The organism is Synechococcus sp. H55.10 (genome assembly GCF_047502715.1).
In the GTDB taxonomy this organism is placed as follows: Bacteria; Cyanobacteriota; Cyanobacteriia; order Thermostichales; family Thermostichaceae; genus Thermostichus.
In genome coordinates this window covers 50,421-74,501 of the sequence record NZ_JANSJJ010000257.1, presented here as the reverse complement: position 1 = coordinate 74,501, position 24,081 = coordinate 50,421, and the positions used below count along the sequence as shown (strand labels likewise).

Genomic DNA, 24,081 nt, shown 5'->3' with positions numbered 1-24,081 from the left:
ACGTCTTAGTTTGTGTTGGTTTAGTGCTGCAGGCGCTGAGCCAAGAGCTGCTCCTCTAGGGCGGCGATGCGGTTGTAGGCAGCGGTTAATTGGGCACTCAGTCGCTGGACTTGGGCTTCTGGGGCAAGCTCGTGTCCCATGCTGCGGCTGCTTACCACGGTGGGTTCATCATCCAACAGGAAGTTGTGGCTGCCATCTTCCACCAAGTCTGAGATCAGAACGCTATAGCGGGAGGGGGCGGGGACATTTTTTTTAGCCTCCTGCTTTGCCAGAAGAGCAGCTGCCACCTGCTCCGGCATCCGCTCGATGGCAGCTTTCAGCTCCTGTATTTGCGACTCCAGACGCTCAAGATAGTGCTGCACTGCTTCGCTCATAGCTGCCCCAGTTTGACTCTTTACTTTTATTGAAAGAGATAAGTTCTCGCTTCTCCCCTTCTTCCCCTAGATCATTTAACGATTACGCAGTTGGAGAACTAAACGTCGGCTTCAGGAGTTTGCCCTAGCAAGCCAGTCCTGCTGGTTGGCGTCGGCCACAATTGAGATAGGCTCTCTCCAAAGTTTTTTCCAGAGCAGGTTTCTCTCTATTTCCAGACAAAAAATGCAGGATGCGGTTCTCCCCTTTCCCCAACAGGGCTATACCTTGCCCGTGTTTGCGGTGGCTGCTGCTAAGGCTGCTCTCCACCGTCTCATCGGGATCGCTTTGGAGCAGGACGGCGCTCATCCTGTCATTGCCGTGCAGGTGGAGCCTGAGGCGGGATCCGCTGCCGGCTGGGTCAGGATCCCGGTGGAGCAGGTGGCAGCTTTGTCGGAGAACACGGCTCTGGCCATTACCCGCTCGGATCCCGGCCCTCACCTGGATCTCACCCGTAACACACCGGTCTGGGCCTGGGTGAGCTTGGAGGAACGGGATCCCACCGCTCTCCCTTTGCTCCTGGAAGCGGGGGAGGGGCTGGGGCGGCACGCCGACGGCAGCCCGGCCATCTATGCCTACGCCCGGCGCCTGTTTGAGATCAACCTTTTGTCTGGGATCCCAGAGGGTTATCGGCTGCGGGTGCGCATCATCTTGCCGGAGGGAAAACTCTTGGCGGAGCGGACTTCCAATGCGGCGTTTGGGGTGCTGGAAGGACTGGCTCTTTTGGGGACACGGGCGGAGGTGGAGCCTTCTGCCGGCGCCGAGAGCCTGGAGCGGGCCCGCTGCGAATTGCAGCAGAAGTTGGAAAAGCACAGGCATCTGGCCTTTTGCGTGGGTAGCCATGGGCAGCAGGTGGCCTTGAGGCAAGGGATCCCGGCGGAAGAGATTCTACTGGTGGCCAATTGGATCGGGCCGCTGCTGGTGGAAGCAGGGTTGCGGGGGGCGGAGTCGGTTCATTTGATCGGCTACCACGGCAAGCTGATCAAGTTGGCAGGGGGCATCTTCACCACTTCCAGCCATGTGGCCGATGCCCGCCTGGAAATCTTGATGGCAGCCCTCATCCGCTGCGGGGGAACAGCCGAACAGGCGCGGCAGGTGCTAGAGCTAAGGACGGTGGAGGCAGCGGTGCAGTATCTGAAGGAGCTGGGCTGGGCAGAGCCGGTGCTGCAGGAGTTGACTCGGCAAATCCGCCAGCGGGCGACAGCCTATGTGCAAAAGTATGCTGCTCGATCCCTGCCGGTGCAGGTAACCCTGTTCGATCGGCAGGGCCAGGTTTGCGCTCAGGTTGGGATCTCCTCCCCAAGCCCTTGATCCCTGCTGTTGTTCCTCACCCCCAGCCCATCTCTCTAAGGCGAGCCCAAGCGCTCCGCGCCGCTAGCGCGACCACCCCCGGCCCCTCTCCCAAAGGGACACCCTCACCCCCGGCCCCTCTCCCAAAGGGAGAGGGGAGTTAGGGATCGCACTCCGCGCTGCCGGCACGTTTGCGACAGCGTTGCGTACCAAATAACGACGTAGAGAAACATTTCATTGCTATTTGAATTGCTACTTGAAACGACTCTAATGACCGTCAGGCTAGAGCCGAAAAAAAGGCTAATCTCCCAACTCAGGATCCGGCCGTACCCGCACCTCCATCTGGCGCAGCAGCCGCAGAGAGCTCTCCGGCCCGTCGATCATCTGCTGTTCGTTGATCCAGTAGGTGGCAATGCCCAGGTCTTCCAGAAATCGAATGTAGGGATCCGGGGGCGGGCCATCGAAAACGGCCGCCTTCTGGACGGAGAAGCCCTGTTCGATCCAGGGGGTGAGGGCAAAGCGCTCGTAATAGAATAATTGCCCCACCACCTCCTGCAGCGCCTCTGCCGCATCTTTGTGGTGTAGCAATTTCACCTCGGCCAAAAGCAGGTTTCCATCTGCCACCGCCAGAAAGTCAAACGTGTGCTGGTCTTCCCGCACCTCCAGCCCGGCCAGGCGGAACCAGCGGCGAAAGTGGTGCAAGATCTCGTTGTGGCGCTCGCTGCGCTCCAACTGACGCCGACGGCGACGCTCTGCCATCAGCGGGTCTGTCCCCGCACAGGAAGGGATCCCACTGCTGCGAAACTGGGGCGGCTCATCCGGATCCAAGACCACCTTACCCCCGGCAGGTTGATGGAGAAGGGGCGGCATCTGGGGCAACAGCTCGGCGGATCCCCACTCCACCTCTGGTTGCGCTGCCAAAGCGAGCAGATGGCGATTGAGAGGGTGCTCAGGGTGGGTGTTGAACAACAGCTTGAGTTGAGAGTGGCTGAACTGAAAATCCAGGCGAAACTGCTCCACCGAAAGGCTGCTCCGCCCCTTCTGCAGAGTCTCCTGGCCAAAGTAGAGCAGCACCAGCAGAGGATAGATGGGCAGGGGGCGATGGGGCGGGATGAGCATGGCCCACATGTCCTCGGTCCAGTGGGGGAGCAAAATCTCCGCTTGCTTGCCCTTGCCCACCACCTGCAGCATTTTGGGATGCCCCGGTTGCCAGCCACAAGGGTGATCGTCGAAGCCGCAGGTTTGCCGCCCTTGATCCACGCTCAAGGGGTAGCGACCGTCGTAGAGGCGAAAGGGACACAGATCCCGGTCTTCGGCCAGAAAACGCTCGTCCTGCCACAGATGGGCTGCCAGGGCATGACAACCAATGCCCTCCTGGCTGTTACAAGCTTTGAGCCAGCGCCGTTCTGCTAGTTTGCCGCCCACTTTGCTTGGCGCCAGGGGCTGGACAAGGCCATTTTCCCCTTGGTTGAACAAGGGCCACACCAAGGGCTCCCCCGTCTCCGGCAGGGTGGGCAGCAGGGGGTGGACTTTGCTGTAGAAGGGATCGCAAATGCGCTGGGCCACCTGCTGCAGAGGCAGGCCATGGGGGGATCCCACCGCCGGCAGAAGGGATCCCGAGCCGGCCTGGGCGCGATGGTACTGGATGGCCAGCGCCACCTCCACTCCCACCGGACGCAGTTCCGGCGTCAACTGCCGATAGCGCTGCAGCAGCCGCGAGGCTTGCACAAACAGGTCGTAGCGACGAACTGGAACTGCGTCAGCCATAAGGTTGCCGGGGAAATTCTTCGCCGACTTGAGCGAAAGTTGTCTATGGATCTGCCTCTCGGTCTCAAACAAGATCGAGATTGGGTTTGTTGTCTGTGCAAGGGCGGCAACTGCCGAGCGCCGCGGCCCGAAGGCTCGTTTCGCTTGGCACCAGGTCAGTTGTCAGTGTAGTAGAGAAACCCCAGCGCGGAAAGATTTAAGGCTCAGCTTTGTTCCCTCAGACAGGATTGGGTTGGGGCCTCTCCTTCTTTTCAGGATCCGGGGTTGGCTGGGCTACGATGAGAAGCTGTAGCGCCTTTGCCAACTTTGTCAATCATGGCTAGCATCCAACGGGATCCTGAGGTCAACGTGTCTGCGGCCACGGCCATTTCTTCAGAGTCTCAGCCTTCGGCGCCCCCCTTGCCTTTGCCCGTCATGTTTCGCCTAGGCTTATTTCAGATGGGGCTGGGGATGATGTCGCTGCTGACCCTGGGAGTGCTCAATCGAGTCATGATTGACCCGGAGCTCTTGGCCATCCCGGCCACGGTGGTGGGGGGATCCCTGGCCATGCACCAGTTGGTTTCCCCGGCCCGCGTCTGGTTTGGGCAGCTTTCCGATGCCAAGCCTTTGTTTGGGACGCACCGCAGCGGCTATGTGCGCCTGGGCTCGGTGCTGTTTGCCCTGTGCATCTTCTTGGCCGTGCAGGTGGTGTGGGGTTTGGGGCAGAGCTTTGCCAGTAGCGGTTGGTCGCTGGCTACCTACGGTTGGATTGCTCTCGCCGCCTTGATGTTTGCTCTTTATGGGCTTTGCCTGAGCGCCTGCTCCACGCCCTTTGCGGCGCTGCTGGTGGATGTTTCCGATGAGCACAACCGCTCCCAGTTGGTGGGGATCGTCTGGTCGATGCTGATGGTGGGCATTGCCGGCGGGGCAATTGGCTCGGCAGTGCTGCTGCGCGGCCTGGATCCCGAGAACTTGCAGAGCACGATCAACCGCCTCTTCATTGTTATTCCTGCTGTGGTGATCCTGCTGGGGGTGATCGCCACCTGGGGGGTGGAAGAACGCTATTCCCGCTATGGATCCCGTTCCACCTTGGCCGGGCGGGAAGACCAGATCACCCTGGGCACGGCCCTCAAGGTGCTCACCGCCAGCCGCCAAACCCTGATCTTCTTTGGCTTTTTGGTTCTGATGACCATGGGCCTGTTTATCCAGCAGCCGGTTTTGGAGCCCTATGGCGGCGAGGTGTTCGGCATGACCGTATCCCAAAGCACCCAGCTCAACGCCTTCTGGAGCCTGGGCGTTCTGGCGGGAATTGTGGTGACCGGATTTCTGATCGTGCCCAGGCTGGGCAAGCAGCCAACGGCTCGGCTGGGCTGCCTGCTGGTGGCGATCTCCTTTGGGTTGACCATTTTGGCAGGGTTTACGGGCGAGCCAGCGATGTTGCAACTGTGCATGATCCTGTTTGGCCTGGCTTCCGGGATCACCACCAACGGCGCCATTAGCCTAATGTTGGACTTGACGGCAGCAGAAACCGCCGGCACCTTCATTGGAGCCTGGGGCCTGGCACAGGCCATGTCGCAGGCGCTCTCTACCCTCATTGGTGGCGCCTTGCTGGATCTGGGGCGGATTCTCTTTCCCTCTTCCCCCGTCCTCTCCTACGCCACCGTCTTCGGGGTGGAGGCGGCGGTGATGCTGCTGGCGGTGTATTTGCTGGGACGGGTGAGCGTAACCGAGTTCCGGGAGAAAACCAGCCGCGCCCTGACCGAGGTGCTGGCGCTGGAGCTGGAAGGCTAACGCCGCTGGGCCGGCTCGTAGTGGGGGCAGCCCTGGCAGGGCCCGCTGGGGTTGACGGCGCAGCGCAGCAGCGGCGAGTGGGCGTTGAACCGACAGGAGGGATCCCCTAGAAATTGGCCAACCTCAGGCGGGGAACTCACGGGGCGCACCAGAGCGCGGATGCCGCAGAGGTGATATTTGCCTTGCCGCAATTGGTAGGAGTGGCGCTTTTCCAAAACCAAATAGTGCTGCTCCGCCAGTTGAACGTAGGTGCCCGGATGGGGGCTGCTCTCCCAGGGGCATTCCTCCACCACCTCTCCCGAATCTGCATCGATCCACTGAATGGGCAAGGTCGGGTTGATGGAAGACATAGGGCGCCAAGGAAGTCAGTTTGGGGCAGCAGACTTGAGAATGCTGGACTGGGTCTGACCCATGATAAAACCTGTGCCGCTTTTCCCAGCAACACCGACTACAGTTAGTACAGACTTTACAGTCGTTTCAAACAAGATTGAGACGCTTTGCCCCCTCACCCCCAGCCCCTCTCCCAAAGGGAGAGGGGAGCTAGAGACGTAACAAACTGTTTCATTGCGGTTTGATAATGACTAGATGTTGGAGCGGGCTTGGCGAGCCAGTTGGGTGAGAAAAGCCAGCGGATGACGGTTGTGAAGCTGCTGCTTGAGCCGCTCTTGCAGGAGCTCCTCCTGCCAGGGATCCCCCGATTGCAGCCACTCCAGGTAGCTGAGCCCCGCTACCCGCGTCAGGTAGGCCCCGCTGGCCGCCTGCAGGGGGATCCCCATGAGCATCCAGGGGCTGGCTTTGAGGACAGAGCCTAGGGAGTGGGTAGCCAGCTCTAGTCCCCCGAGCTGCACAATCATTTGCGCCAGGCTGCGGGCAATTTGCTGGGCCTGCTGCAGAGTGATGCGGCGATCGAACACCTGATGCAGCTCCCCGATCATACGCGCCTGGATGGCTACCCCGGCCAGCACATCCAAGGCCGGGAGGGGGGTCACGGCCAAGGCAGCGGCCGTCGCCCACTGCATCCGTTCCACGATCCGGCGACCCTGTTGGTGGCGCTCTTCCCGCAAAGCCTGTTGGACGGCCTCGCCCAGCGTTTGGGTCTGCAACAGGGCGTTGGCCAGGCGCAGATGGGATCCCTTTTGCTGTAGCAGGCGGGCCATCTGCTGGATGAGGGCGGCAGTATCGGGGGGCTGTGGCTCCCAGGTCTCTTTCCGGGATCCGTCTGGAAAGCAGTAGCGGACTTTCAAGGGCTCTGGGTCGGCAGCAATGGCCACCACCTGCTCAGGGGGGATGACGCCGGCGGTGCGCTGGCGCAGGTGGGCCAAGATGATCTCCACCTCTTCCGGCAGCATTTGATCCGTCTTGTTGAGGGCCAGGATGGTGGATTTCCCCAGCCGGGCCAGCTCCAGCAGCTCGGCATATTCCGAGGCCAGCAGATCCCCGGCCACCACCAAGATCAGCAGATCGGCCTTCTGGGCCAGGGCGCGCGCTTCTGCCTCGCCGGCGCCGCCGATGGTCAGCAGGCCAGGGGTATCGGTGAGGGAGATGGGGCCGCTCCAGCCCTCCAGTTGATAGGTGTGAATGGATCCCTGCTGGGTAGTGCCCAGGGTGGGAGCGGTTTCCCCCACAGGCTGCCCCATCAAGGCGTTGATCAGAGAAGTTTTGCCGGCAGAGGCAGTGCCGAACACCACCAGGTGCAATTCCTCCTGGGCCAGCCGCCGGTCGATTTCCTGCATCTTGGCCTGCAAGGCGCGACGGCTGATCTCGTTTTGCAGCTTCTGGATGAGGCGATCGACATCCTGCAGATCCGCCTGCACCTGATCCCGGGTCAACTTAACCCGCCGTTTGCCTGGGGTTGGATCCCTCTGCTGTTGGCGAGCCTGTTGCCACCAGCGCTGCACCGCCAGCCCTGCCGCCACCGTTCCTCCCAGGATGCCGGCCACCAGCAGATCTGCCAGCGGCACCGAATAGGGAGCAACAAAGCTGTAGATGCCACTAACCCATTGCAGGTATTGGCTGAGAGCCGCCAAGCCCAGCCCCGTCAATAACCACAGCCACGTGGAGCGCGACAGCACCATGCCAACCCACAGCTTGCCCAAATGCCCGATCCGGAACGGAGCCTGATCTCTAGAGAAGCTCTGAAGATCTATCCAGAGGTCTACAAAGGTGAGAGAAGCGATCGCAAATTCAGGACGCCTGAACCCTCTCCGCTGGCAACCCCGGCGCAAGCTGGATCCGCGGCCTCTTCTTTAGCATAGGGCTTAGTGTAGCTGAGCATACAATTTTTTCGGGTGAGCCAGCGCAGGGACGGCTGACCCCAGCTAGGGAATCAACGAGAGAGGCAGGCACTGGAGAGCGTCCTCAGCCCAAGTGGCCAGGGATCCCCGCCAAAACCGCCGGCGGCTCCAGCGGCGCCGGCAGAAACTCACCCCCCCGGTAGTCCAGTAGCTGCACCAGGAGCAAGTAGCCCACCCCCAGGGCAATGGCCAAAGCTCCCGTAACAATAGCCACCCACTTAGGCCGTTCCACGCTGCGCCTCCCCCGTCAACTGCCTATCCCTACCCATGATGCCCGAAACGACCACTTGCGGCCCAGCCAAGGATGTCTGGAAGTTTTTGTATCCTGAGGGGGTGTGAGGTCTGGAGAGATGATGAACGGGATCCCATCTTGGCGGCGGCAACTGCGGCGTTGGCTGCCCTGGGCTGCCCTGCTGCTGCTCCTGGTGGCAATTGGCTACTGGGTAGGCCCCCGACCCCGACCTTATCCCCAAGAGCCAGAGCTGCCCACCCTGGCCCCTCTGCCGCAGCACCCCCGCATCCGGGTGGCCTTCAACCAAAGCCGCGAGAGCACCTATCGAGATCCCTATCGCCAGGTCTATCGCTACGGCTACAACCTAGAGGAGTTGATTATCTCTCAGATTCGCTCTGCCCGGCAGTCGGTGGATGTGGCGGTGCAGGAGCTGAACCTGCCTCTCATTGCCCAAGCCCTAGCCGAGCGGCGGCAGGCCGGGATCCCGGTGCGGGTGATTACCGAAAACACCTATGTGCGGGCCTGGCACCAGCTCACCCCTGCCGAAGTGGGGGCGCTGGACGAGCGCAGCCGTCAAAAGTTCGAAGAGTACCGCCACCTGGTGGATGTGAACCGGGACGGACAGTTCTCCCCTGAGGAGATCGCCAGCCGGGATGTCTATGCCCTGCTCGATGGGGGGCAAGTGCCCTGGCTGGATGACACCGCCAACGGCTCCAAGGGCAGCGGCCTGATGCACCACAAGTTTGTGATTATCGACGGGCAGCGGGTGCTGACCGGGTCGGCCAATTTTACTCTCTCCGATATTCACGGGGATTTCGATGCCCCCGGCAGTGTGGGCAACGCCAATCACCTACTGCTGCTCGATAGCCCCGAGCTGGCCCGCATCTACACCGAGGAATTCAACCTCATGTGGGGGGATGGGCCAGGGGGATCGCCCGACAGCCGCTTTGGCGTGCAAAAGCTCAGGCGCCCCCTGGAGACGGTTTACCTTGACGATGCCATCGTGGGGGTGCATTTTTCCCCTGCCAGCCGCTCCCTGCCCTATGAGGCCACCTCCAACGGCCTCATCGCGGCCACCCTGGCCCAAGCGCGGCAGCAGGTGGATCTGGCTCTGTTTGTCTTTACCGACTCAGGCATTGCCAACCAGCTCAGGCAACTGCGCCAGGAGCGTAACGTAGAAATTCGCGGCCTGTTTGACCCTGGCTTTGCCTTTCGTGACTACAGCCGCACCCTGGAGATGTGGGGGCTGCTGCTCCCCGACGAAAACTGCCGGGTGGACGCGGCCCGCCTGCCCTGGACAGTGCCCGCCTCCTCTGTGGGCGTGCCCAACCTCGCTCCGGGAGACAAACTGCACCACAAGTTCGCCATCGTTGACCCCGGCACCCCCCAGGCCACGGTGATCACCGGATCCCACAATTGGTCGGTGGCGGCCAACCACCTCAACGACGAAAACCTCTTGATCATCCGCAACGGGCGGGTGGTGGATCACTTTGTGCGCGAGTTCGAGCGGCTCCTTGCCGAGGCCCGCTTTGGCCCCAGCCGCCGCCTGCAGCAACAGGCGGAAGAGAGAGCCCGCCTCTGCCCCAGCCCTGTCCCCGTTGCCCTCTCCCCATCTGAAGCAGAGCCGGAGCTGCTGGAAGTCGAGGCGATCTCCGTTCCTGACAGGGGATCCCCTTCCCAGCCGGCTACCCCGCAATCTTCTCGCGTGAACTTAAACACCGCCACCGCAGCGGAGCTGGAGCAGTTGCCCGGCATTGGCCCAGGCCTGGCGCAGCGCATCATCGAGGCCCGCCCCTTCTCCTCCTTGGAAGATCTGCAGCGGGTCAAGGGCATCGGCCCGGCCCGGATTGAGCAACTGCGGGATCGGGTCACCTGGTCTCCTGAGCCAGCTCCAGAAAAGCTCCCATACGACGAAACTTTTGGTAGCGCTCCTCCCGCAACTCCCGCCCGCTCAGGGCAGAAAGTTCCTTGAGATGTCGTAGGAGCGCCTCCTTTAGGGTCTGGGCAGCTTCCAGAGGAGCGCGGTGGGCGCCGCCAACCGGCTCTGGCAAGATCTCGTCGATCACCTCCAGTTGCAGCAGATCCTGGGCAGTAATGCGCAGGGCGGCGGCGGCTTGGGGCGCTTTCTTGGCATCTTTCCAAAGGATGGCCGCACAGCCTTCCGGCGAGATCACCGAATAAACGGCGTGCTCAAACATCAAGATGCGATCCCCAACGCCAATGGCCAAAGCCCCGCCGGATCCCCCTTCGCCGATGACAGTGCAGATGATGGGGATCTCCAGCCGAAACAGGGTCTGCAGGTTGGTGGCGATGGCCTCCCCTTGGCCCTCAGCCTCTGCCTTGACTCCCGGATAGGCCCCCGGCGTATCGATAAAGGTCAAGAGCGGCAGGCCAAAGCGGTGGGCGTGTTCCATCAGCCGCAGCGCCTTGCGGTAGCCGGCGGGGTTGGGCATGCCGAAGTTGCGGTGGATGTTGTCTTTGGTGTCGCGGCCTTTTTGGTGGCCCAGGATCATCACCGGCTGATCCCCCAGCTTGGCCAGGCCGCCGACGATGGCCGGATCGTCTTGGCCGTGGCGATCCCCGTGCAGCTCAAACCAGTCGTCGCAGATGGTCTGGACATAGTCCAAGGTGGTGGGGCGGCGGGGATGGCGGGCCACCTGCAGCCGCTCGACAGGCGTGAGCTGGCTGAAAATCTCGCGGCGCAGCTCTTCGGCTTTGGCCTCCAGCTGGCGAATCTGCTCGGAGGCGTCGATGTCGTTTTCTTCGGCCAAGGCCCGGATTTCCTGGATGCGCTGTTCGAGGGCGGCAACAGGCTGCTCAAACTCCAGCAGCAGTCGGTCGGTAGCTTTGGTCATGAGCAGTTGAAGTAACCTTGAGTTAAAGTGTGAGGCTGATGCGGGTCACAGCTTTTGAGGTGGTAGGCTGCTGAAGGCCAGGAGCCACTCGCATGGCGGCGCGTAGCGCTATCTTCTCACATCCGGATTTTCTAAGCTAGAGAAGGCCCTCTTCTGGCTCCGCTCAAACCTGTGTTTTCCTCCTCCCACTCCTCTGCACCTCTTCCCCCCTGGCTGCGCTGGGCGGTGGTGGGATCTGTCGTCCTGGCCATCGCAGGGGGCGCCTTTTGGCACTACGCCCAGCCGGAGCGGCAAATCCGAGTCCACACGCAAAGGTTGCTGCAAGCTGTAGAACGGCGAGATTGGGCCCAAGTAGAAAACTTAGTGGCCGCCACTTATCGCGATGGCTGGGGCTTGGACAAAGAGCAGGCACTGGCCTACAGCCGCGAGATCTTCGGCCAGTTTTTGCGCCTGCGCATCCGGCCTCAAGAGCTACAGGTGCAGCTCGGCCCTGGGGATCAAGGCCAAGCCACCCTCTGGTTTATTATTGAGGGATCCGGCGGCCCTCTGGCCAACCTGACGCGGGATCAGGTAAACGCGCTGGAACAGCCCTTCCGCCTGGACTGGCAGCGGCGGGATCCCTACCGTTGGGAGCTAGCCCGCGTCGAGAACCCGGCACTGGAGCTACCCCCTATCCCCGCTCAGGGACGGACAGACCAAAGATGAGGGTCAAACACCAACAGGGGGAGCCGACCCTCGGCGGGCGGGATCCATCCCACAATGCCTCGTTGGCGGCCTTGGGCGGCGTAGCGGCTGGGGAGAGGTTGTACCTGAGAAGCAGCTAGGCGGCGCAGGATTGGCTGACTGGGAAGGGGCAGGGCCATCGTTTTCGAGTTATCGACCTGATTGGGTGGGCCGTCCTCACAACTGCCCGCTTGCAGCAGCAGAACTCCCTGGGGCAGAAACGGGATCCCGCGGCCCAGCAATAGACGGCTGGTATCCAAAAGCTCAAGGCCGTCCTCCTGAACAGATTGAAAGTCTTGCCAGGCCAAAACCCGTCGCGCCCGTTCAATGGGTAGACCAAAACAGTAGGAGCTCAGTTGAAAGGTAATCAAGGTTTGCTGGTTTCTCAGGTGCTCCTGGCGGGCCAGACGGCGCAAGCGCAGAGGAGAGAGGAGGGCCATGGTCTACCTCGCTACCGACAATATCGGCGGGGCCGGCTGCAGCAGATCCCGTAACTGTTGGATCAGCTCCTGTTCCTGAAAGGGCTTGGAGAAATAGGCGCTGGCTCCCAGCCGTTGGGCCAATTGGCGATGTTTCTCGCCGCTGCGGGAAGTCAGGATGACCACAGGGAGCTGGCTATACAGGGAGTGGCCACGAATCCGGGCCAACAAGCCAAAGCCATCCAGCCGCGGCATTTCGATATCACTGATCACCGCTTGGATGGGAACTCCTTTCTCAAGCCGTTCCCAAGCCTCTTGTCCGTCGCGGGCTTGTTCAACCCGAAACCCCGCCCTTTCCAGGGTTATGGCCAAGAAGCGGCGCACGTTAACTGAATCTTCCACCACCAGCAGATGGGGCTGGGCGGCAAACCTGGACTGGGGAAGGGGATCCCTTGCTGGCCGGCAGGGCCGATCCCGCTGGGCCAGCAGCCAGCTTAGGAGGGCAGGCGGATCCACGAAAAGGGCCATTCGCCCATCCGCCAAAACGGTGCAGCCAGAGAACCCCGGCGGCAGAGGCAGACCTCCCTCCACCGGACGCAGGGTGACCTCTTGCTCCCGCCAGAACCGATCCAGCAACAGACCGTAGGGCTGGTTGCCTTCCGCCACCAACAGCACCACAGGTCGGTCGAGGAGGGGGGTCCCATCCATTTCCTGGACAGGCTGCCAGCGGGCAAAGCGAAACCAACGCCCTACGGGGATCAAAGGAACCTGCTCTCCCTCCCAAAGGAAGGCATCGGCAGGAAGCTCAGGAGCCAGCAGCACCTCTTCCACTGCGTTGGCCGGAAAGGCCAACATCAACCCCCGGCACTCTGTTAGCAGCACGCGGCTGACGCTCAGGGAAAGAGGCAGAGTCAGGGTAAACAGCGTACCCTCCCCCGCCCTAGATTCCACCTGAACCTGCCCCCCAATTTGTTCCAAGTTGGTGCGCACCACATCCAAACCCACCCCCCGCCCCGAGAGCTCGCTGACTTGCTCGGCGGTGCTGAAGCCCGGCTGGAAAATGAGCTCAAGCAGCTCCTCCTTGGAAGCCTGATCCAAGTCGGCGGCAGAAAAGCCCATTTGCAAGGCCCGGGCACGCACCTTGTCCAGAGAAATCCCTCTTCCATCGTCGCGTACCGTAATGAAGGTGCGGTTGCCCCGTTGGCTGGCGGCAATTTCAATCAGCCCTTTGGCCGGCTTGCCCCGAGCCAAGCGGGTGTCCGGATCTTCAATGCCGTGGTCGAAGGCGTTGCGCACCAAGTGCAACAAGGGATCCGCCAAAGCTTCCAAAATCGAACGCTCGATTAGGGTGGATCCCCCCAGAACCCGCAGCTCCACAGGCTTGCCATGGGCTAAGCTCAGCTCCCGCAGTGCCCTGGGAAAGCGATCCGTCAAATCCGACAGCGGCTGCATGCGCACCTGGTCGAGACGCATTTGCATTTGCCGGGAGAGGCGGCTGAGCTGGCGGGCGCTACCCTCGGTCTCCTGCAGCGTGGTGTCGATATCGGCGGTAACCTCGTCAATTTGCACGATGGTCTCCATCATCTCTTGGGCCAAAAGGTGCAGCTCCCCATAGCGATCCATCTCCAAGAGGTCAAAGGTATCGACCAGGGTCAGGCCGGGATCCCTTGCTTGTGATAGCAGAGAGGCGGGCACAGTGGCGGCGACGCGGTCGTAGCTGCTGCGCAGGCGGCTGTTGGTTTCTTCTAGGGTGCGAACCCGCTGTTTGAACAAGTTGGCCAGCTCCCGCAGCCGCTGCAGGCGGCTGTTGAGGCGGTTGCGCTCACTCGTGAGCTCTCCCAACAGCTCCCCCAACTGTTCTAGAGGGCGAGCCGGCACCCGTAGCATCTCGGCGGGGCTTTTGGCCCTGGCTGGAATTGCATCCGGCAGCTCGGCAGTGGCCCCTGGGGGGGGAGGGGCTTCTGCTGCGGAGGAGACCGGAGGCTCTGCCGCATCCCAGGAGCTGGGGAGAAGATTCGTCTGGCCCACCAGCACTAGGGCCTGCGAGTGTCGCCAAGCCTGTAAAACCGCCTGAGCAACGGGCAACACCTGCTCTTTCTCAGTTGGCGGCAGCGCTTCCAGAGCCTGGGCTGCCGAGCTGCACAAGCTGACAAAGGCAGGCAGATCCAACATTTCCCCCAGCGCCCCCAGCTCTTGGGCAGCGATGAGAAACTCCTCCCGCAGACAGGGCTGGTCGGGCGCGGCCAAAACTCCCTCCAGCCGCTGCAGGCAGGCTTCCACCTCCGTTTCAAACAGCAGTACCCGGATATCGCCCCCGGCTTCTGCAGCCAACACCTGCGCGGTATCTTCCGGCCGCAACTCCCCCACCTGCTCCCGCAGCCGCTGGAAGATGGGCTCCACTTTCTCCCTCAGCCAGTCTTCTTGCAACGGCTGCCTCTGCTGGTGGCGCTGGACAATTTGGCGCATGCAATCCAACGCCGCCAACAGGGTACGCTCTACTGCGGGCTTGGCTTTTTGGGGATCCACCTGCAAGATCTTGAAGCCGTCCTCCAGGCGGTGGGCCAGGTCGCTGAGCGCCGAAAACCCCATCATCGCCGCCCCACCCTTGATGGAATGGGCAGCCCGCAGCAGGCGATCCAAACGGGGGCGATCCAACTGCCGGGATCCCAGCCCCACTACCTCTGTCTCCAGGGTGTTGAGGTAAGTCTGGGCCTCCTCCAAAAACTGCAGCCTCACCAGCCATTCGCGCGGGTCGAGGCCATCGGGATTTGGCTCCATACTAGACTGCCTCCCCCACCTTGAAGGTGGACACCGAAGCCTGTAGCTGACGGGCAACCGCCACCGTAGCTTGGAGAGAGTTGGCCACCTGTTGCGAAGCTGACGCCGTTTGGGCGGCAATGTTGGCGATCTGCTGCATCAACTGCCGCACCGTTTGGGAGGTGTCGACCTGGGCCTCGGTGGAGCGGGCGATGGCCTGGAACAGTTGGTTCACCTGCCGCGAGACTTCCACAATTTGCCCTAGGCTCTGCTTGGCTGTTTCCACCAGGCGGGTGCCTTCCACCACCTGGCCGGTGCTGGTTTCCATCGCCTGCACCACTTCGCTGGTCTCCCGTTGGATCCCTTCCACGATGCGCTCGATCTCGCGGGTGGCCTCCGCCGACTGGGCGGCCAGAGCCCCCACCTCTTCGGCAACCACCGCAAAACCCCGCCCTTCTTCCCCGGCGCGGGCCGCCTCAATGCTGGCGTTTACGGCCAACAGGTTGGTTTTCAGGGCAATCTGGTTAATCAAGGACACCACCTTGGAGATCTGCTGGGAAGATTCCCCCAGCCGTTTCACTTTCTTGGCCGTTTCGGCCACCGTCTCCCGCAGTTGCAGGATGTTCTGTACCGTGCGATCCATGGTCAAGCTGCTGTCGGTAGCCGTAGTGGCAGCAGACTCAGCTACTGTGGCAGCCTGCTGGGCCTTATCGGCCACCTCCTGGATCGAGAGCGTCATCTGTTCCACAGAGCGCAAGGTCTCTTCAATTTGGATGGCCTGCCGGAGAGCCGCCTCGGCCAGCTCGCGAATGGCTGCCTCGTCCCGGCCAATCGATTGGTTGACTTGCCCGGCAGCCTGCTGCACTTGAATCACGATGTCGCGCAAGCTCTCGATGATGACGTTGAAAAAGTCTGCCATGATGCCAACCTGTCCGGCGGTTAGCTGCGCCCGCACGGTGAGGTCTCCCCGCGAGGCCTCTGTAACCTCGCCAATAAGCTGCAGCAGCTCTCTTTGCAGCGCTTCCGACCGCTCTCGTTCTTGGGCGGCCACGGCCTTTTGCTCCAGCGCCCCCAGGTTACCCAAAGCTTGACTCAGGCGGTTGGCCAGCTCGGCCAGGTTTTTCTGGTCTTCGTCAGACCAGCTCTGGCTTTGGGCGCGGCCTACGGCCAAAAAACCGTAAAGCTCATCGCCACGTACCACCGGCGCCACCATCTCGGCTTTTAATTGGATTGTGCCCAACATCTGCAGGTGGTCGGCGCCCAGGTCTACCCCAGGCACCGGGCCAAAAGCGTAAACTTGCCCACTGTGGAGAGCCTGCTGGAGCGGAGCCGGGATCCGGCGGAGGAAGGTGCCCAAGGTGTCAGGCAGGCTGCTGTCGCGGGATTCAGCAATAACCTGCGCCTCTTCGGGAGCGGTCAGGCGATAGAAGGCCACTCGTTGGGCACCAAAGCGCTGACGCATCTCGCCCAACAGCTCGCTCAGGGGATCGATCAGCTCTTGCTCTTGGCGAATCCGGGCAATATCGGCAAACCGTTGGGCCAGCCGGGTATCGGAGACTTGTCGCTCGTAGGTGGCGTTGCGTTCCCGCACAAAGTTGCGCACCAGGATCAAGATGATCCCCCAGCTAACCAGCAGGATCGGGAAGCTGGTAGCCGAAAGGATCAAAGCCCCCAACAGATCCCGCTCGTAGAGCCGGACGCTGCTCTGAATGTTGCCGCGAATGGCCTCCAGGGTTTGGTTGATCCCTTCGGCGTAGATGCGCTTTTGCTCTTCGTACTCGGGGCTGTGCAGCAGGTCAAAGGCGCGTTCTTGCTCGCCGGCTCGAATCAAGTCAAAAGCCTGCACCTCCCACTCCACCAGTTTGATGTTGGCTTCTGTCGTTTTGGCTGCGTAGGCCTCGTAAGAAGCGGGATCCAATCGCTGAATCTCCGCCAGCACCTTATCCAACTGAGGTACATAGCGGTTGTAGCGCTCTTCCCAGGACAGATCCCCGCTGGCAGCAGCCATGCGGGCAGACATGGTCAAGACTTCATCCAAATAGATCACCTGATCGCTCAGGTTTTGCAGGGTGAACTGCCGCGAGATGGAAGGCTCGAAATCGAAGTAGGTGCGGGCTACGCTGCCGGCAGAAACGGCAAACAACAGGGAGCTGATGCCCAGCGGGAGACTGATCGCCAGAGCCAGACGGGATCCGGCGACTTTACCCTGGGGTCGAGAAGAGGGGGCCAACTTGAGGAAGAGGGGACGGAAGGAGACCATAAGAGTTTTACCTATAGCTAGGAGAAAACGGTTGAGAGGGATCAAGGATTGGCTTGGGAATAGGCCGAGTTGAGCCTTTGGAGAATGGCAAGGGGGCTGAGTACCCAGAGAGTCTCTTCCTTTTCCTTTTCCCAGACCAAACCACTGCAACAGTCGCAGAGACTATCCAGCCGGAACCTATCTTGGACGGGTTGAGCTTCTGCTAGAGGCTGGATCTGCTGGCTGACCACTCGAGCCACCCCCCTCACTTGTTGCACAGCCAGGCCCAGCCCCCCACATTCTGGGCGCATCACCACCAGATGGTATTCGGGCTGCCCAACGTCCAAAGGCTCCAGGCCAAGAAACTGTCCCAGATCCACGCCCCAGAGGATGCGGTTGCGATAGTTGAACAAGCCCAGCACCCATGCGGGCTGGTTGGGGAGAAGAGTAAAGTGCTGTGGGGCAACAATTAGCACTTCCTGGGCAACTGTCATGGGCAAAAGGGCCCGACAGTCCACCCCCAACTGGAGATGTAAGTACAATTCTCCGGTGCGGACGGCAGTAGAGCTTTGGGAAGAAAAAGAGGTCGCCAGCATCTTTGCTCTCGCTCTGCAACGTCTAAGGCCCAACCAGACTGCACCCCAGAACCACGACCGCAACTTGGACTCAGCAAGGGAGATTCGCTGCAAAAAATCCCGAGACTCAACTCAGCACCACCGACTTCACGGCCCGCACAATGTCCTCGCGGCTAAAAGGCTTGGTCAGATAAAGGTCGATCCCTTGCTTCATGCCCCAGAGTTTGTCCAGCTCTTGATTTTTAGAAGTGCAGGCCACAACGGGCAACTTTTGGGTCTCCGGGTTTTTCTTGATTTGGCGGCACAACTCCAGCCCGCTCATGCCTTCCATGACCAAGTCCGTCAGCACCACATCGGGTTTGTCGCTGCGGATCTGCTGCAATGCCTCTTGGGCGCTGGCCACTGCCACCACTTGATAGCCTTCTGCCCGCAGGTAATCGCTGATGAGCTGGCGCTCCGAGGCCACATCTTCCACCACCAAAACTTTCACCATGATCGACAACTCCTTTGTTTTTCAACCACCGTAAGCTTAAGGTGCCCCTAGGTAAGATAGCGAAACACCATCTGCAGCAATTCTTCCTGCCGAAAGGGCTTGGTCAGGTAATCGGTAGCACCGGCCAAGCGCGCCTTAACCCGATCGATCAGGCCTTTGTGGCCCGTAACCATCACCACCGGCACATCTTTGAGTACAGAGGACTTGCGGATAAGGCTGCACAATTGGTAACCGTCCACGTTGGGCATGCCCACGTCCAGCAGGATGAGATCCGGCTTGAGAGTGGTCAGCTTCATCAAGGCTTTCAAAGAGTCGCTGATGGTGTGGATGACCAAGTGGTGCCCTTCCAGCAACCGCTGCAGCTCGCTGAGCATGGCTTCACTGTCGTCAATACAAGCCACAACCCAGGTTTTCGAGACTGGGGGGGATGGGCCCAGATCCGCAAGCCCGTTGGCCAGTTGGAGAGGCACGGTGGGGGTTTCTGAGGGCTGCAATTCTGTCTCAAGCCTGGCCGCGTAGGTTTTGGGCAGCCGATCAAAGGGGGGCTGGGGATCCCGTAGGACAAGGATGCCGGCTTGGATCAAAGGATGTAGGCGGCGAGCGATCCGCAGGTCGTCTTGATCGAGAAGAGCGCTCAACTGGCGGAAGCTAAACCCCTTCAGCAACCGGCCCAGACGTTCCTGTTGCTCGGCGGGAAGGCGTTCTGCCTGAGCCCGGCTGGCAAAGTAGGGCCGTTGGTAGGGGGAGGTGATCTCAGGCCCCAAAGATTGCCAAGCCTGTAGCCGCTTTTGGGTCAGATCGAGCAGGGATCCCACCTCCCACTGACCCAGGGTGGGCACCGTGTCCAACGGGATGATCTCCTGCCGAAAGCTGGTTGGAACCAGCAACAGATTTTGCAGCACCTCCTCGCTGATCCAGGTGTTCAGCCGACGCGCAGCTTCCCAAGGCAGCAGTTGTTCCGTCACCATCCAACTCAGCCCCAGAAGGTCTGCGGGCAGAGGTCCCGTCTCCTGAGCCAGCAGCGCTTCCACCTGCCTATGGATACGCAGGCAATTTTGGCGGGTCAGAGAAAAAACTTGATGGCTGAGCCGACGCAGGTGGCGGTCCAGTCGCTCCAAAGGCTCGAAGCTGTGGTGTGCAAATCCCAGACGACCTTGGTGGAACACCAATGACCAAGTGTCCAGCTCCTCGCTTCTGTCCAGAGCACTGCAATACCGAACAACCCCTGTGAAACCAGCCTCCACCTTCAGCAAATGGTCAGAGACTTGCGTACAGACGTTGGGGCAATTCATCGGCGGAGAGGACATGCTTGGGCAATTTTCTGCGCTGAGATTGACAATATCGGTGAAACTCTATGCTCCACTCACAAGTCGGCGCAAGAATGTTTTCAAGAATACAATTCAAGTTCACGCACAGCTCTGACCCAGACAACCGCTTTTGAACTAAGCCCAGCAGAACGGGACAAGGCTGCACGAAACTTAGAGTAGGTTTTACAGAGTAGATTATCGATGACTGGGGATCACCAGTCAATCGTCACAAATGAGAATTAACCTTCAGATCGTCTGGCGGTTTTCTTCCGCGGAAACTGTCCACGGAAAGCCTGCAAGACGCAAGACAATATAGAAGTAATCCGAATAAATCTCTCCCGTAAACATACGGAACTTAGATGCTCTCCAATTTCCAAAGCGGCTCCAGATAGGCTTGGCAGCGGCGCAGCAGTTGCCGACTTTCTTCAAAGCTGATCTGCTCCAAGGCTTCGGGGTAGGAGCACCAGCGGTAGGCGGCCACCTCCTCCGGCTGTACCTGCAGCTGAGGGGGAGGAAACTGGGGCGGCAGCAGGGCCACGTAGTAGGTAACGGTCTTGGCCACCGCGTTCCCCTCTGGATCTGTGAAGGTGTAGGCCTCCTGCAGCGTCAGGGGGTCGGGCTGGCCGGGCAGGGTCAGAAGCTGGTAGTCGGTCAGGCCGGTTTCCTCGCGCAACTCCCGCTGGGCTGCGGCCAGGTCGCTTTCGCCCTCATCTTTGTGCCCTTTGGGGAAGGCCCAATGCCCTTTCTGGTGCTGGATGAGCAGGTAGAGGTGGGATCCCTGGGCGGGCGGGAGGGGCAGCACCGGGATCACGCCGTAGGCAGCATCGGTCAGCATGGGAGCTAGTCTCCAAAGAGTTTGATGGCAGGTGGCTTGGGATCAAAAACCCCGTTGGGATCCACCCGCGGGCGCTCCACCCCTTGCAGGGGCGAGAGAGGGCGACCGGTGTCGAATTGAAAGAGATAGATCGGCAACTGGCTGTCGCCTAATGGCAAGAAGGCCAAGGTATCGATCTGGGTGAGGGCATTGCGGCTGGCCGGTCGGGTGAGGTTAAAGGCGGCGATGCGGTCTTCCAAGGGGGTCTCTGCGGCGGTGCGTCTGCCCAGGCCAATGCTAAATTGCTGGTTCCCCCGCTCGTCCACTCCTAAGGGCCGCACCTCTCCCAGCTCCAGTTGGGGACTGCTCTCCGGCAGACCGGCCACCACCGGCGGTGCATCCAGCGGCGGCTGTGAGGGCAAAAAGCGCAACTGCACCCCCTCTGGCAGAAGGCGATAGTCCTGGTAGTCGTGCCGGATGGCAAGGGATCCCCTGAACACGCGGCGGGTCAGGCCCTCCAGCGTCCAAAATCCATAGCCCACATTGATGCGGCTGCTCTCCGGCAGCCAGTAACGGGCGCCTCCCTGGGGAGCAGGCACTGCCGTAAACCCCATGAGGACATAAGCCTGCCCCCACACCCCTGACAAAAACAAGAGCACCTGCCGCGGCAGCCCTGACTCCGGCTCCAGCCACAGCTCCCGCAACTGGCCCTCCTGCAAGGGCTCCAGGCGCAAGTGCTGGACAGGGGATCCCGCCAGATCCGCTCGTTCTGAGGAGACGACGCGGTAGCGGCTGGGATCAGCCTCTAGCTCAAAACTCACCGAGGGCAGGAGCGCTTCGGGCCAGCTCACGTACACCGAATACAGCTTGAGCAGGTCCGATTGGTTCACCACCTCCAGTTGCCGCGAATCCAACAGGCGAATGCGATCCCCTTCAGCTACCCACGCCTGCCAACTGCCGTCACGGCGGCGGAGCACATCCAGGGTGGCTGTGAAGGTTTGGGATCCCTCCACCCGCACCTGCTGGCGGTACTGCAAGTTGGGCAGCGGCGGCAATTGCTTTAGAGCAGTGTTGAAGCGCTGCAGCCAAGCTTGGGGATCCAGCTCGGCGCTTGGAGAAGAAGCGGGATCCGACTGAGCCAAGGCCGGATCTGCTGCCTGTAGGGCAACCAGCCCCGTTAGCAGGAAGACAATCCCGCCGAGGTAGCCGCAGCCTCGAAGGGATCCCGGCCGTCGCCATCTCCTGAGTTCGGACTGTCCAGGGGACATTGGCTTACCTCAGCTCACCCTACCAAACGGGGACGCCTCCCAGACCCCAGAGAAAACCCTCCGCAAGGGATCCCTGGTACCTCTATTCGATGGAAATGGACTGGGGGCCTTGGGTGGGGGCGGGCGAATTCTCCACCCTCAAGCCCTGCGACTCCAGCCAACTGCGCAGGGGATCTTGCCTGACATCCAAACGCAGCAGGCCGCTCAGGAAGCCACCACAAAAAGGAACAGGATTGCTCAAAAAGGTCTTCCAGACCTCATTTATCTCCATAGCCACAACACCAACCACCCCCCAATCCTAGCAAGGACGGCAGTCGGGGATCCCCTACGGCCTGGCAATCGCAGCATTCCCGTATCCCCGCCGTTATTGGATATACTCAGCTCAGAGCTGCGCGGGCGCTTGTGATGACCTCTGCAAAACAGCTTGGCAAAATTCTGCTGGTGGACAGGGATCCCGCGGTTAGCCAGCAGTTGAAACGCAGCCTTGAGCAAGCTGGATACAGCGTCTTTGCAGCGCAAAACAACATCAAGGCTTTGGAAGCCATCATTCATCAATCGCCAGATCTGGTGCTGATGGAGTTGGTGCTGCCGGGGCTGAATGGGCTGGAGCTGTTGCAGAGGATCCGCTCGGCTCGTTCCCGCTTGGAGTTGCCGGTGCTGATCCTCTCCAGCTACAACGATGCAGCGGCCATGGTGGCCGCCTTTGACCTAGGGGCAGATGACTACCTCACCAAACCTTTCCTTCCTGAGGTGGTGCTGGCCCGCATTCGCTCTCAAATTGCTCTGGGCGCAGCCCGGCGAGCTGGCACTGCCAAGCAACCCAACCAGGTTGGCAAGGGGCGCTACCAAATGGAACGCTTGATCGGCATCGGCGGCTTCAGCCAAACCTACCTGGCCCGCGATACCCATCGTCCTGGCAACCCGCTCTGCGTGGTCAAGCGCCTGCGACGCATGGACGATAAAGAAGACAAAGACCGAACAGAAGAGCACGAGAAGATAGCGGAAATTGCCAGGGCAGCCTTTGAGCGGGAAGCGCAAATCCTCGAGAAGCTGGGCCATCATCCCTACATTCCCAAGCTGTTGGCCCACTTTGAAGAAGACGGGCAGTTCTACACGGTGCAAGATTTTGTCCGGGGATCCTCGCTGCGGCAGCATGCCAACCGGGGGGTGATCTGGTCGCCGGCCCAGACCGCCCACTTCCTTTGTGAACTCCTCAAGATCCTCGTCTTTGTCCACCAGCATGGCGTCATCCACGGCGATATCAAACCCTCGAATATCATCCAAACCCGACGAGACAAACGCACCCATTTCACCGTGATCGATTTCGGTGCCATCCAGCACATTGATGGCCCGCCTGGCCAAGATCCCTTCTCTGGCGTCTTCATCGGAACCGGCGATTATGCTCCTCCTGAACAGTTGTCTGGCTGCCCCCGCTTCAACAGCGATATTTTCGCCCTTGGTCGGGTGGCCGTAGAAATGTCTATGGGGACGTTGCCGCGGATCGGCGAACCCCTGGCCGAAGCCATTCCCTTCGGCTTCGGGGATCCGCGCCTGCTGGCCATTTTGGAGCGCATGGTTACCCCCGATGCAGATGCCCGTTACCCCACCGCCCAAGCCCTCTTGGATGAGATCCGGCCCCTATACAGGCAACTGCTGGCCGAATGCGCCCGACCCTCGCGGCAGCCGGTGCTTGTAGAACCGGAAGAGATGGAAATCACGGCTGCCGGGCGAGATCGTGGCTAAATGCCTCGGCTTCAAAGTGGCCGCTCATGCCCACAACTTGCCATTCGGCGCTGCGATTTCCCTGCTGGAAGCGCAACCGCCGCGCCCGCAGCGGCACCACCTGGATGACCTCGGCTGGAAACGCCTGGTACTCTCCCAGGTACTGCCGGGGATCCGGCGGCAGGTCGGCACTGCTTTCGATTTGAATCCAAAACACCCGCCCCGCCTGGTTGCCGTAGGCCCGGATCTGCTCTTGGCCTTGGTAGTGCTCCACGCCCCGTAGCCGCTGCCGCCCTACCTGCATAGACTTAGCCCACTCCGGCAAGGGATCCCCCAAACTCACAGCCCACGCCGGCCCGCATAGCCCCAGCCAACACAACAGCAGCAGCCCGCAAACCCAAGGCCATCGGTGTGACCTTCGGTTCCCGCTTTTCAAGGCTCGACCGAACATAGCAAGTTTTCCTCCGCAATTCAAAAAATCGCATCCCTCTCCCGGCTTTGGGGGCGGGGGAAGGAGTTGGGGGTGGACGACAAATTGTCAATTTGGGGCTTCTGGGTTTCCAATCTACCCTTTTAGACGCGGCCCAGTGGCAGCGCCCACAGCCGCCTGCTCTCCGGCAGGCGGGAGTTTACACCCTATCCCCAAGCTACGTGAGATAAGCTGAAGGTAAGCCCTAAGGAGAGCATCCCATGCTGGAAACCCCCAATGCCAACCCGGCCTCCCTGGAAAAGCCCTCGCCTTTCCTTTCTGCCGAAACCCTCAACAAGCTGATCGAGAGCAATACTGAAACTCGTCCCTGGGGCAGCTTTACGGTGCTGGACGAGGGCCCTGGCTACAAAATCAAGCGGATTGTGGTGCTGCCCAAGCATCGCCTCAGCTTACAGATGCACTACCACCGCAGCGAACACTGGATCGTCGTTGCCGGCACCGCCAAAGTTACCTGCGGCGATGAAGAGCGGCTGATCACCACCAACCAGTCCACCTACGTGCCCCCCTGCACCAAGCACCGCCTGGAAAATCCCGGCGTCATCCCCCTGGTGATCATCGAGGTGCAAAACGGCCAGTACCTGGGCGAAGACGACATCGTCCGCTTCAGCGACGACTACGCCCGCGCCAACGGTGGGCAACCGGCAAAAGCCTGAGC

At 60.8% G+C, this 24,081-nt stretch carries 22 protein-coding genes; 6 read left to right on the top strand and 16 right to left on the bottom strand.

The window, feature by feature from the left end; translation table 11 throughout:
* Window positions 1–20: 20 nt before the first annotated feature.
* Window positions 21–374, bottom strand: a complete 354-nt coding sequence (locus NW858_RS12790) for a hypothetical protein (RefSeq protein WP_414335844.1) — start codon at window positions 372–374, stop codon at window positions 21–23.
* A 223-nt stretch (window positions 375–597) separates the two neighbouring features.
* Between NW858_RS12790 and cbiD the strand changes: the two genes are divergently transcribed.
* Complete coding sequence (gene cbiD, locus NW858_RS12785; protein ID WP_414335846.1) at window positions 598–1,722, top strand: cobalt-precorrin-5B (C(1))-methyltransferase CbiD; 1,125 nt, start codon at window positions 598–600, stop codon at window positions 1,720–1,722.
* Window positions 1,723–2,001: 279 nt separating this feature from the next.
* Here cbiD and NW858_RS12780 read toward each other — a convergent pair whose 3' ends face one another.
* Window positions 2,002–3,468, bottom strand: coding sequence for a hypothetical protein (locus NW858_RS12780; RefSeq protein WP_414349157.1), 1,467 nt, complete (start codon window positions 3,466–3,468; stop codon window positions 2,002–2,004).
* A 315-nt stretch (window positions 3,469–3,783) separates the two neighbouring features.
* Between NW858_RS12780 and NW858_RS12775 the strand changes: the two genes are divergently transcribed.
* Window positions 3,784–5,238 (top strand): BCD family MFS transporter, encoded by a 1,455-nt coding sequence (locus tag NW858_RS12775; protein WP_414520637.1) that lies wholly within the window; start codon window positions 3,784–3,786, stop codon window positions 5,236–5,238.
* Here the strand turns inward: NW858_RS12775 and NW858_RS12770 are convergent.
* The 3 genes from NW858_RS12770 to NW858_RS12760 all read right to left on the bottom strand — a co-directional run bounded on the left by NW858_RS12770 (window position 5,235) and on the right by NW858_RS12760 (window position 7,764).
* Entirely contained in the window at window positions 5,235–5,588 is a 354-nt protein-coding gene (locus NW858_RS12770) for a DUF6464 family protein (RefSeq protein ID WP_414335851.1), read from the bottom strand. The two genes, NW858_RS12775 and NW858_RS12770, sit on opposite strands and share 4 nt — an antisense overlap.
* A gap of 231 nt (window positions 5,589–5,819) precedes the next feature.
* Complete coding sequence (locus NW858_RS12765) at window positions 5,820–7,334, bottom strand: YcjF family protein (protein WP_414520636.1); 1,515 nt, start codon at window positions 7,332–7,334, stop codon at window positions 5,820–5,822.
* A gap of 262 nt (window positions 7,335–7,596) precedes the next feature.
* The gene (locus NW858_RS12760) at window positions 7,597–7,764 is read right to left on the bottom strand and encodes a hypothetical protein (protein ID WP_414349154.1); all 168 of its coding nucleotides are present in this window, start codon (window positions 7,762–7,764) and stop codon (window positions 7,597–7,599) included.
* A 118-nt stretch (window positions 7,765–7,882) separates the two neighbouring features.
* Between NW858_RS12760 and NW858_RS12755 the strand changes: the two genes are divergently transcribed.
* Complete coding sequence (locus NW858_RS12755) at window positions 7,883–9,736, top strand: phospholipase D-like domain-containing protein (RefSeq protein ID WP_414341537.1); 1,854 nt, start codon at window positions 7,883–7,885, stop codon at window positions 9,734–9,736.
* Here the strand turns inward: NW858_RS12755 and NW858_RS12750 are convergent.
* Window positions 9,633–10,619 carry an acetyl-CoA carboxylase carboxyltransferase subunit alpha gene (locus NW858_RS12750; protein ID WP_414337353.1) on the bottom strand — a complete coding sequence of 329 codons (987 nt, stop codon included), beginning with the start codon at window positions 10,617–10,619 and terminating at the stop codon, window positions 9,633–9,635. The two genes, NW858_RS12755 and NW858_RS12750, sit on opposite strands and share 104 nt — an antisense overlap.
* A gap of 171 nt (window positions 10,620–10,790) precedes the next feature.
* On the opposite strand from NW858_RS12750, the gene NW858_RS12745 reads away from it, so the two are divergent.
* A complete protein-coding gene (locus tag NW858_RS12745; protein WP_414520635.1) occupies window positions 10,791–11,324 on the top strand; it encodes a hypothetical protein in 534 nt (177 codons plus the stop codon).
* Here the strand turns inward: NW858_RS12745 and NW858_RS12740 are convergent.
* The 9 genes from NW858_RS12740 to NW858_RS12700 all read right to left on the bottom strand — a co-directional run bounded on the left by NW858_RS12740 (window position 11,300) and on the right by NW858_RS12700 (window position 21,455).
* Window positions 11,300–11,782 (bottom strand): hypothetical protein, encoded by a 483-nt coding sequence (locus tag NW858_RS12740; protein ID WP_414333983.1) that lies wholly within the window; start codon window positions 11,780–11,782, stop codon window positions 11,300–11,302. The genes NW858_RS12745 and NW858_RS12740 overlap by 25 nt on opposite strands.
* A 3-nt stretch (window positions 11,783–11,785) precedes the next feature.
* Complete coding sequence (locus NW858_RS12735) at window positions 11,786–14,539, bottom strand: response regulator (RefSeq protein ID WP_414349151.1); 2,754 nt, start codon at window positions 14,537–14,539, stop codon at window positions 11,786–11,788.
* Window position 14,540: 1 nt separating this feature from the next.
* A complete protein-coding gene (locus tag NW858_RS12730; protein WP_414333986.1) occupies window positions 14,541–16,778 on the bottom strand; it encodes a methyl-accepting chemotaxis protein in 2,238 nt (745 codons plus the stop codon).
* A 41-nt stretch (window positions 16,779–16,819) separates the two neighbouring features.
* The gene (locus NW858_RS12725; protein WP_414333988.1) at window positions 16,820–17,353 is read right to left on the bottom strand and encodes a chemotaxis protein CheW; all 534 of its coding nucleotides are present in this window, start codon (window positions 17,351–17,353) and stop codon (window positions 16,820–16,822) included.
* 106 nt (window positions 17,354–17,459) lie between these two features.
* A complete protein-coding gene (locus NW858_RS12720; RefSeq protein ID WP_414333990.1) occupies window positions 17,460–17,825 on the bottom strand; it encodes a response regulator in 366 nt (121 codons plus the stop codon).
* A 47-nt stretch (window positions 17,826–17,872) separates the two neighbouring features.
* Window positions 17,873–18,943: a response regulator gene (locus NW858_RS12715; RefSeq protein ID WP_414333991.1), complete on the bottom strand. Its 1,071-nt coding sequence runs from the start codon at window positions 18,941–18,943 to the stop codon at window positions 17,873–17,875.
* 544 nt (window positions 18,944–19,487) lie between these two features.
* Window positions 19,488–19,967: an NUDIX domain-containing protein gene (locus NW858_RS12710; RefSeq protein ID WP_414333993.1), complete on the bottom strand. Its 480-nt coding sequence runs from the start codon at window positions 19,965–19,967 to the stop codon at window positions 19,488–19,490.
* 5 nt (window positions 19,968–19,972) lie between these two features.
* Window positions 19,973–21,214: a hypothetical protein gene (locus NW858_RS12705; RefSeq protein ID WP_414520634.1), complete on the bottom strand. Its 1,242-nt coding sequence runs from the start codon at window positions 21,212–21,214 to the stop codon at window positions 19,973–19,975.
* Between the two features lie 82 nt (window positions 21,215–21,296).
* Window positions 21,297–21,455: a hypothetical protein gene (locus tag NW858_RS12700; RefSeq protein WP_414509601.1), complete on the bottom strand. Its 159-nt coding sequence runs from the start codon at window positions 21,453–21,455 to the stop codon at window positions 21,297–21,299.
* Window positions 21,456–21,619: 164 nt separating this feature from the next.
* Here NW858_RS12700 and NW858_RS12695 point away from each other — a divergent pair, with 164 nt between their 5' ends.
* Window positions 21,620–22,957, top strand: coding sequence for a protein kinase domain-containing protein (locus tag NW858_RS12695; protein ID WP_414349149.1), 1,338 nt, complete (start codon window positions 21,620–21,622; stop codon window positions 22,955–22,957).
* Here NW858_RS12695 and NW858_RS12690 read toward each other — a convergent pair.
* Window positions 22,929–23,261 (bottom strand): hypothetical protein, encoded by a 333-nt coding sequence (locus tag NW858_RS12690; RefSeq protein ID WP_414349148.1) that lies wholly within the window; start codon window positions 23,259–23,261, stop codon window positions 22,929–22,931. The genes NW858_RS12695 and NW858_RS12690 overlap by 29 nt on opposite strands.
* Window positions 23,262–23,626: 365 nt before the next feature.
* Here NW858_RS12690 and NW858_RS12685 point away from each other — a divergent pair, with 365 nt between their 5' ends.
* Window positions 23,627–24,079 (top strand): phosphomannose isomerase type II C-terminal cupin domain, encoded by a 453-nt coding sequence (locus tag NW858_RS12685; RefSeq protein ID WP_414520633.1) that lies wholly within the window; start codon window positions 23,627–23,629, stop codon window positions 24,077–24,079.
* The last annotated feature ends 2 nt before the right edge of the window (window positions 24,080–24,081 follow it).

Coding starts and splice junctions, on each gene's coding strand:
- NW858_RS12790 (WP_414335844.1), bottom strand. CDS start 374: ATGAGCGAAGCAGTGCAGCACTATCTTGAGCGTCTGGAGTCGCAAATA.
- cbiD (WP_414335846.1), top strand. CDS start 598: ATGCAGGATGCGGTTCTCCCCTTTCCCCAACAGGGCTATACCTTGCCC.
- NW858_RS12780 (WP_414349157.1), bottom strand. CDS start 3,468: ATGGCTGACGCAGTTCCAGTTCGTCGCTACGACCTGTTTGTGCAAGCC.
- NW858_RS12775 (WP_414520637.1), top strand. CDS start 3,784: ATGGCTAGCATCCAACGGGATCCTGAGGTCAACGTGTCTGCGGCCACG.
- NW858_RS12770 (WP_414335851.1), bottom strand. CDS start 5,588: ATGTCTTCCATCAACCCGACCTTGCCCATTCAGTGGATCGATGCAGAT.
- NW858_RS12755 (WP_414341537.1), top strand. CDS start 7,883: ATGATGAACGGGATCCCATCTTGGCGGCGGCAACTGCGGCGTTGGCTG.
- NW858_RS12750 (WP_414337353.1), bottom strand. CDS start 10,619: ATGACCAAAGCTACCGACCGACTGCTGCTGGAGTTTGAGCAGCCTGTT.
- NW858_RS12740 (WP_414333983.1), bottom strand. CDS start 11,782: ATGGCCCTCCTCTCTCCTCTGCGCTTGCGCCGTCTGGCCCGCCAGGAG.
- NW858_RS12735 (WP_414349151.1), bottom strand. CDS start 14,539: ATGGAGCCAAATCCCGATGGCCTCGACCCGCGCGAATGGCTGGTGAGG.
- NW858_RS12730 (WP_414333986.1), bottom strand. CDS start 16,778: ATGGTCTCCTTCCGTCCCCTCTTCCTCAAGTTGGCCCCCTCTTCTCGA.
- NW858_RS12725 (WP_414333988.1), bottom strand. CDS start 17,353: ATGCTGGCGACCTCTTTTTCTTCCCAAAGCTCTACTGCCGTCCGCACC.
- NW858_RS12720 (WP_414333990.1), bottom strand. CDS start 17,825: ATGGTGAAAGTTTTGGTGGTGGAAGATGTGGCCTCGGAGCGCCAGCTC.
- NW858_RS12710 (WP_414333993.1), bottom strand. CDS start 19,967: ATGCTGACCGATGCTGCCTACGGCGTGATCCCGGTGCTGCCCCTCCCG.
- NW858_RS12705 (WP_414520634.1), bottom strand. CDS start 21,214: ATGTCCCCTGGACAGTCCGAACTCAGGAGATGGCGACGGCCGGGATCC.
- NW858_RS12695 (WP_414349149.1), top strand. CDS start 21,620: ATGACCTCTGCAAAACAGCTTGGCAAAATTCTGCTGGTGGACAGGGAT.
- NW858_RS12685 (WP_414520633.1), top strand. CDS start 23,627: ATGCTGGAAACCCCCAATGCCAACCCGGCCTCCCTGGAAAAGCCCTCG.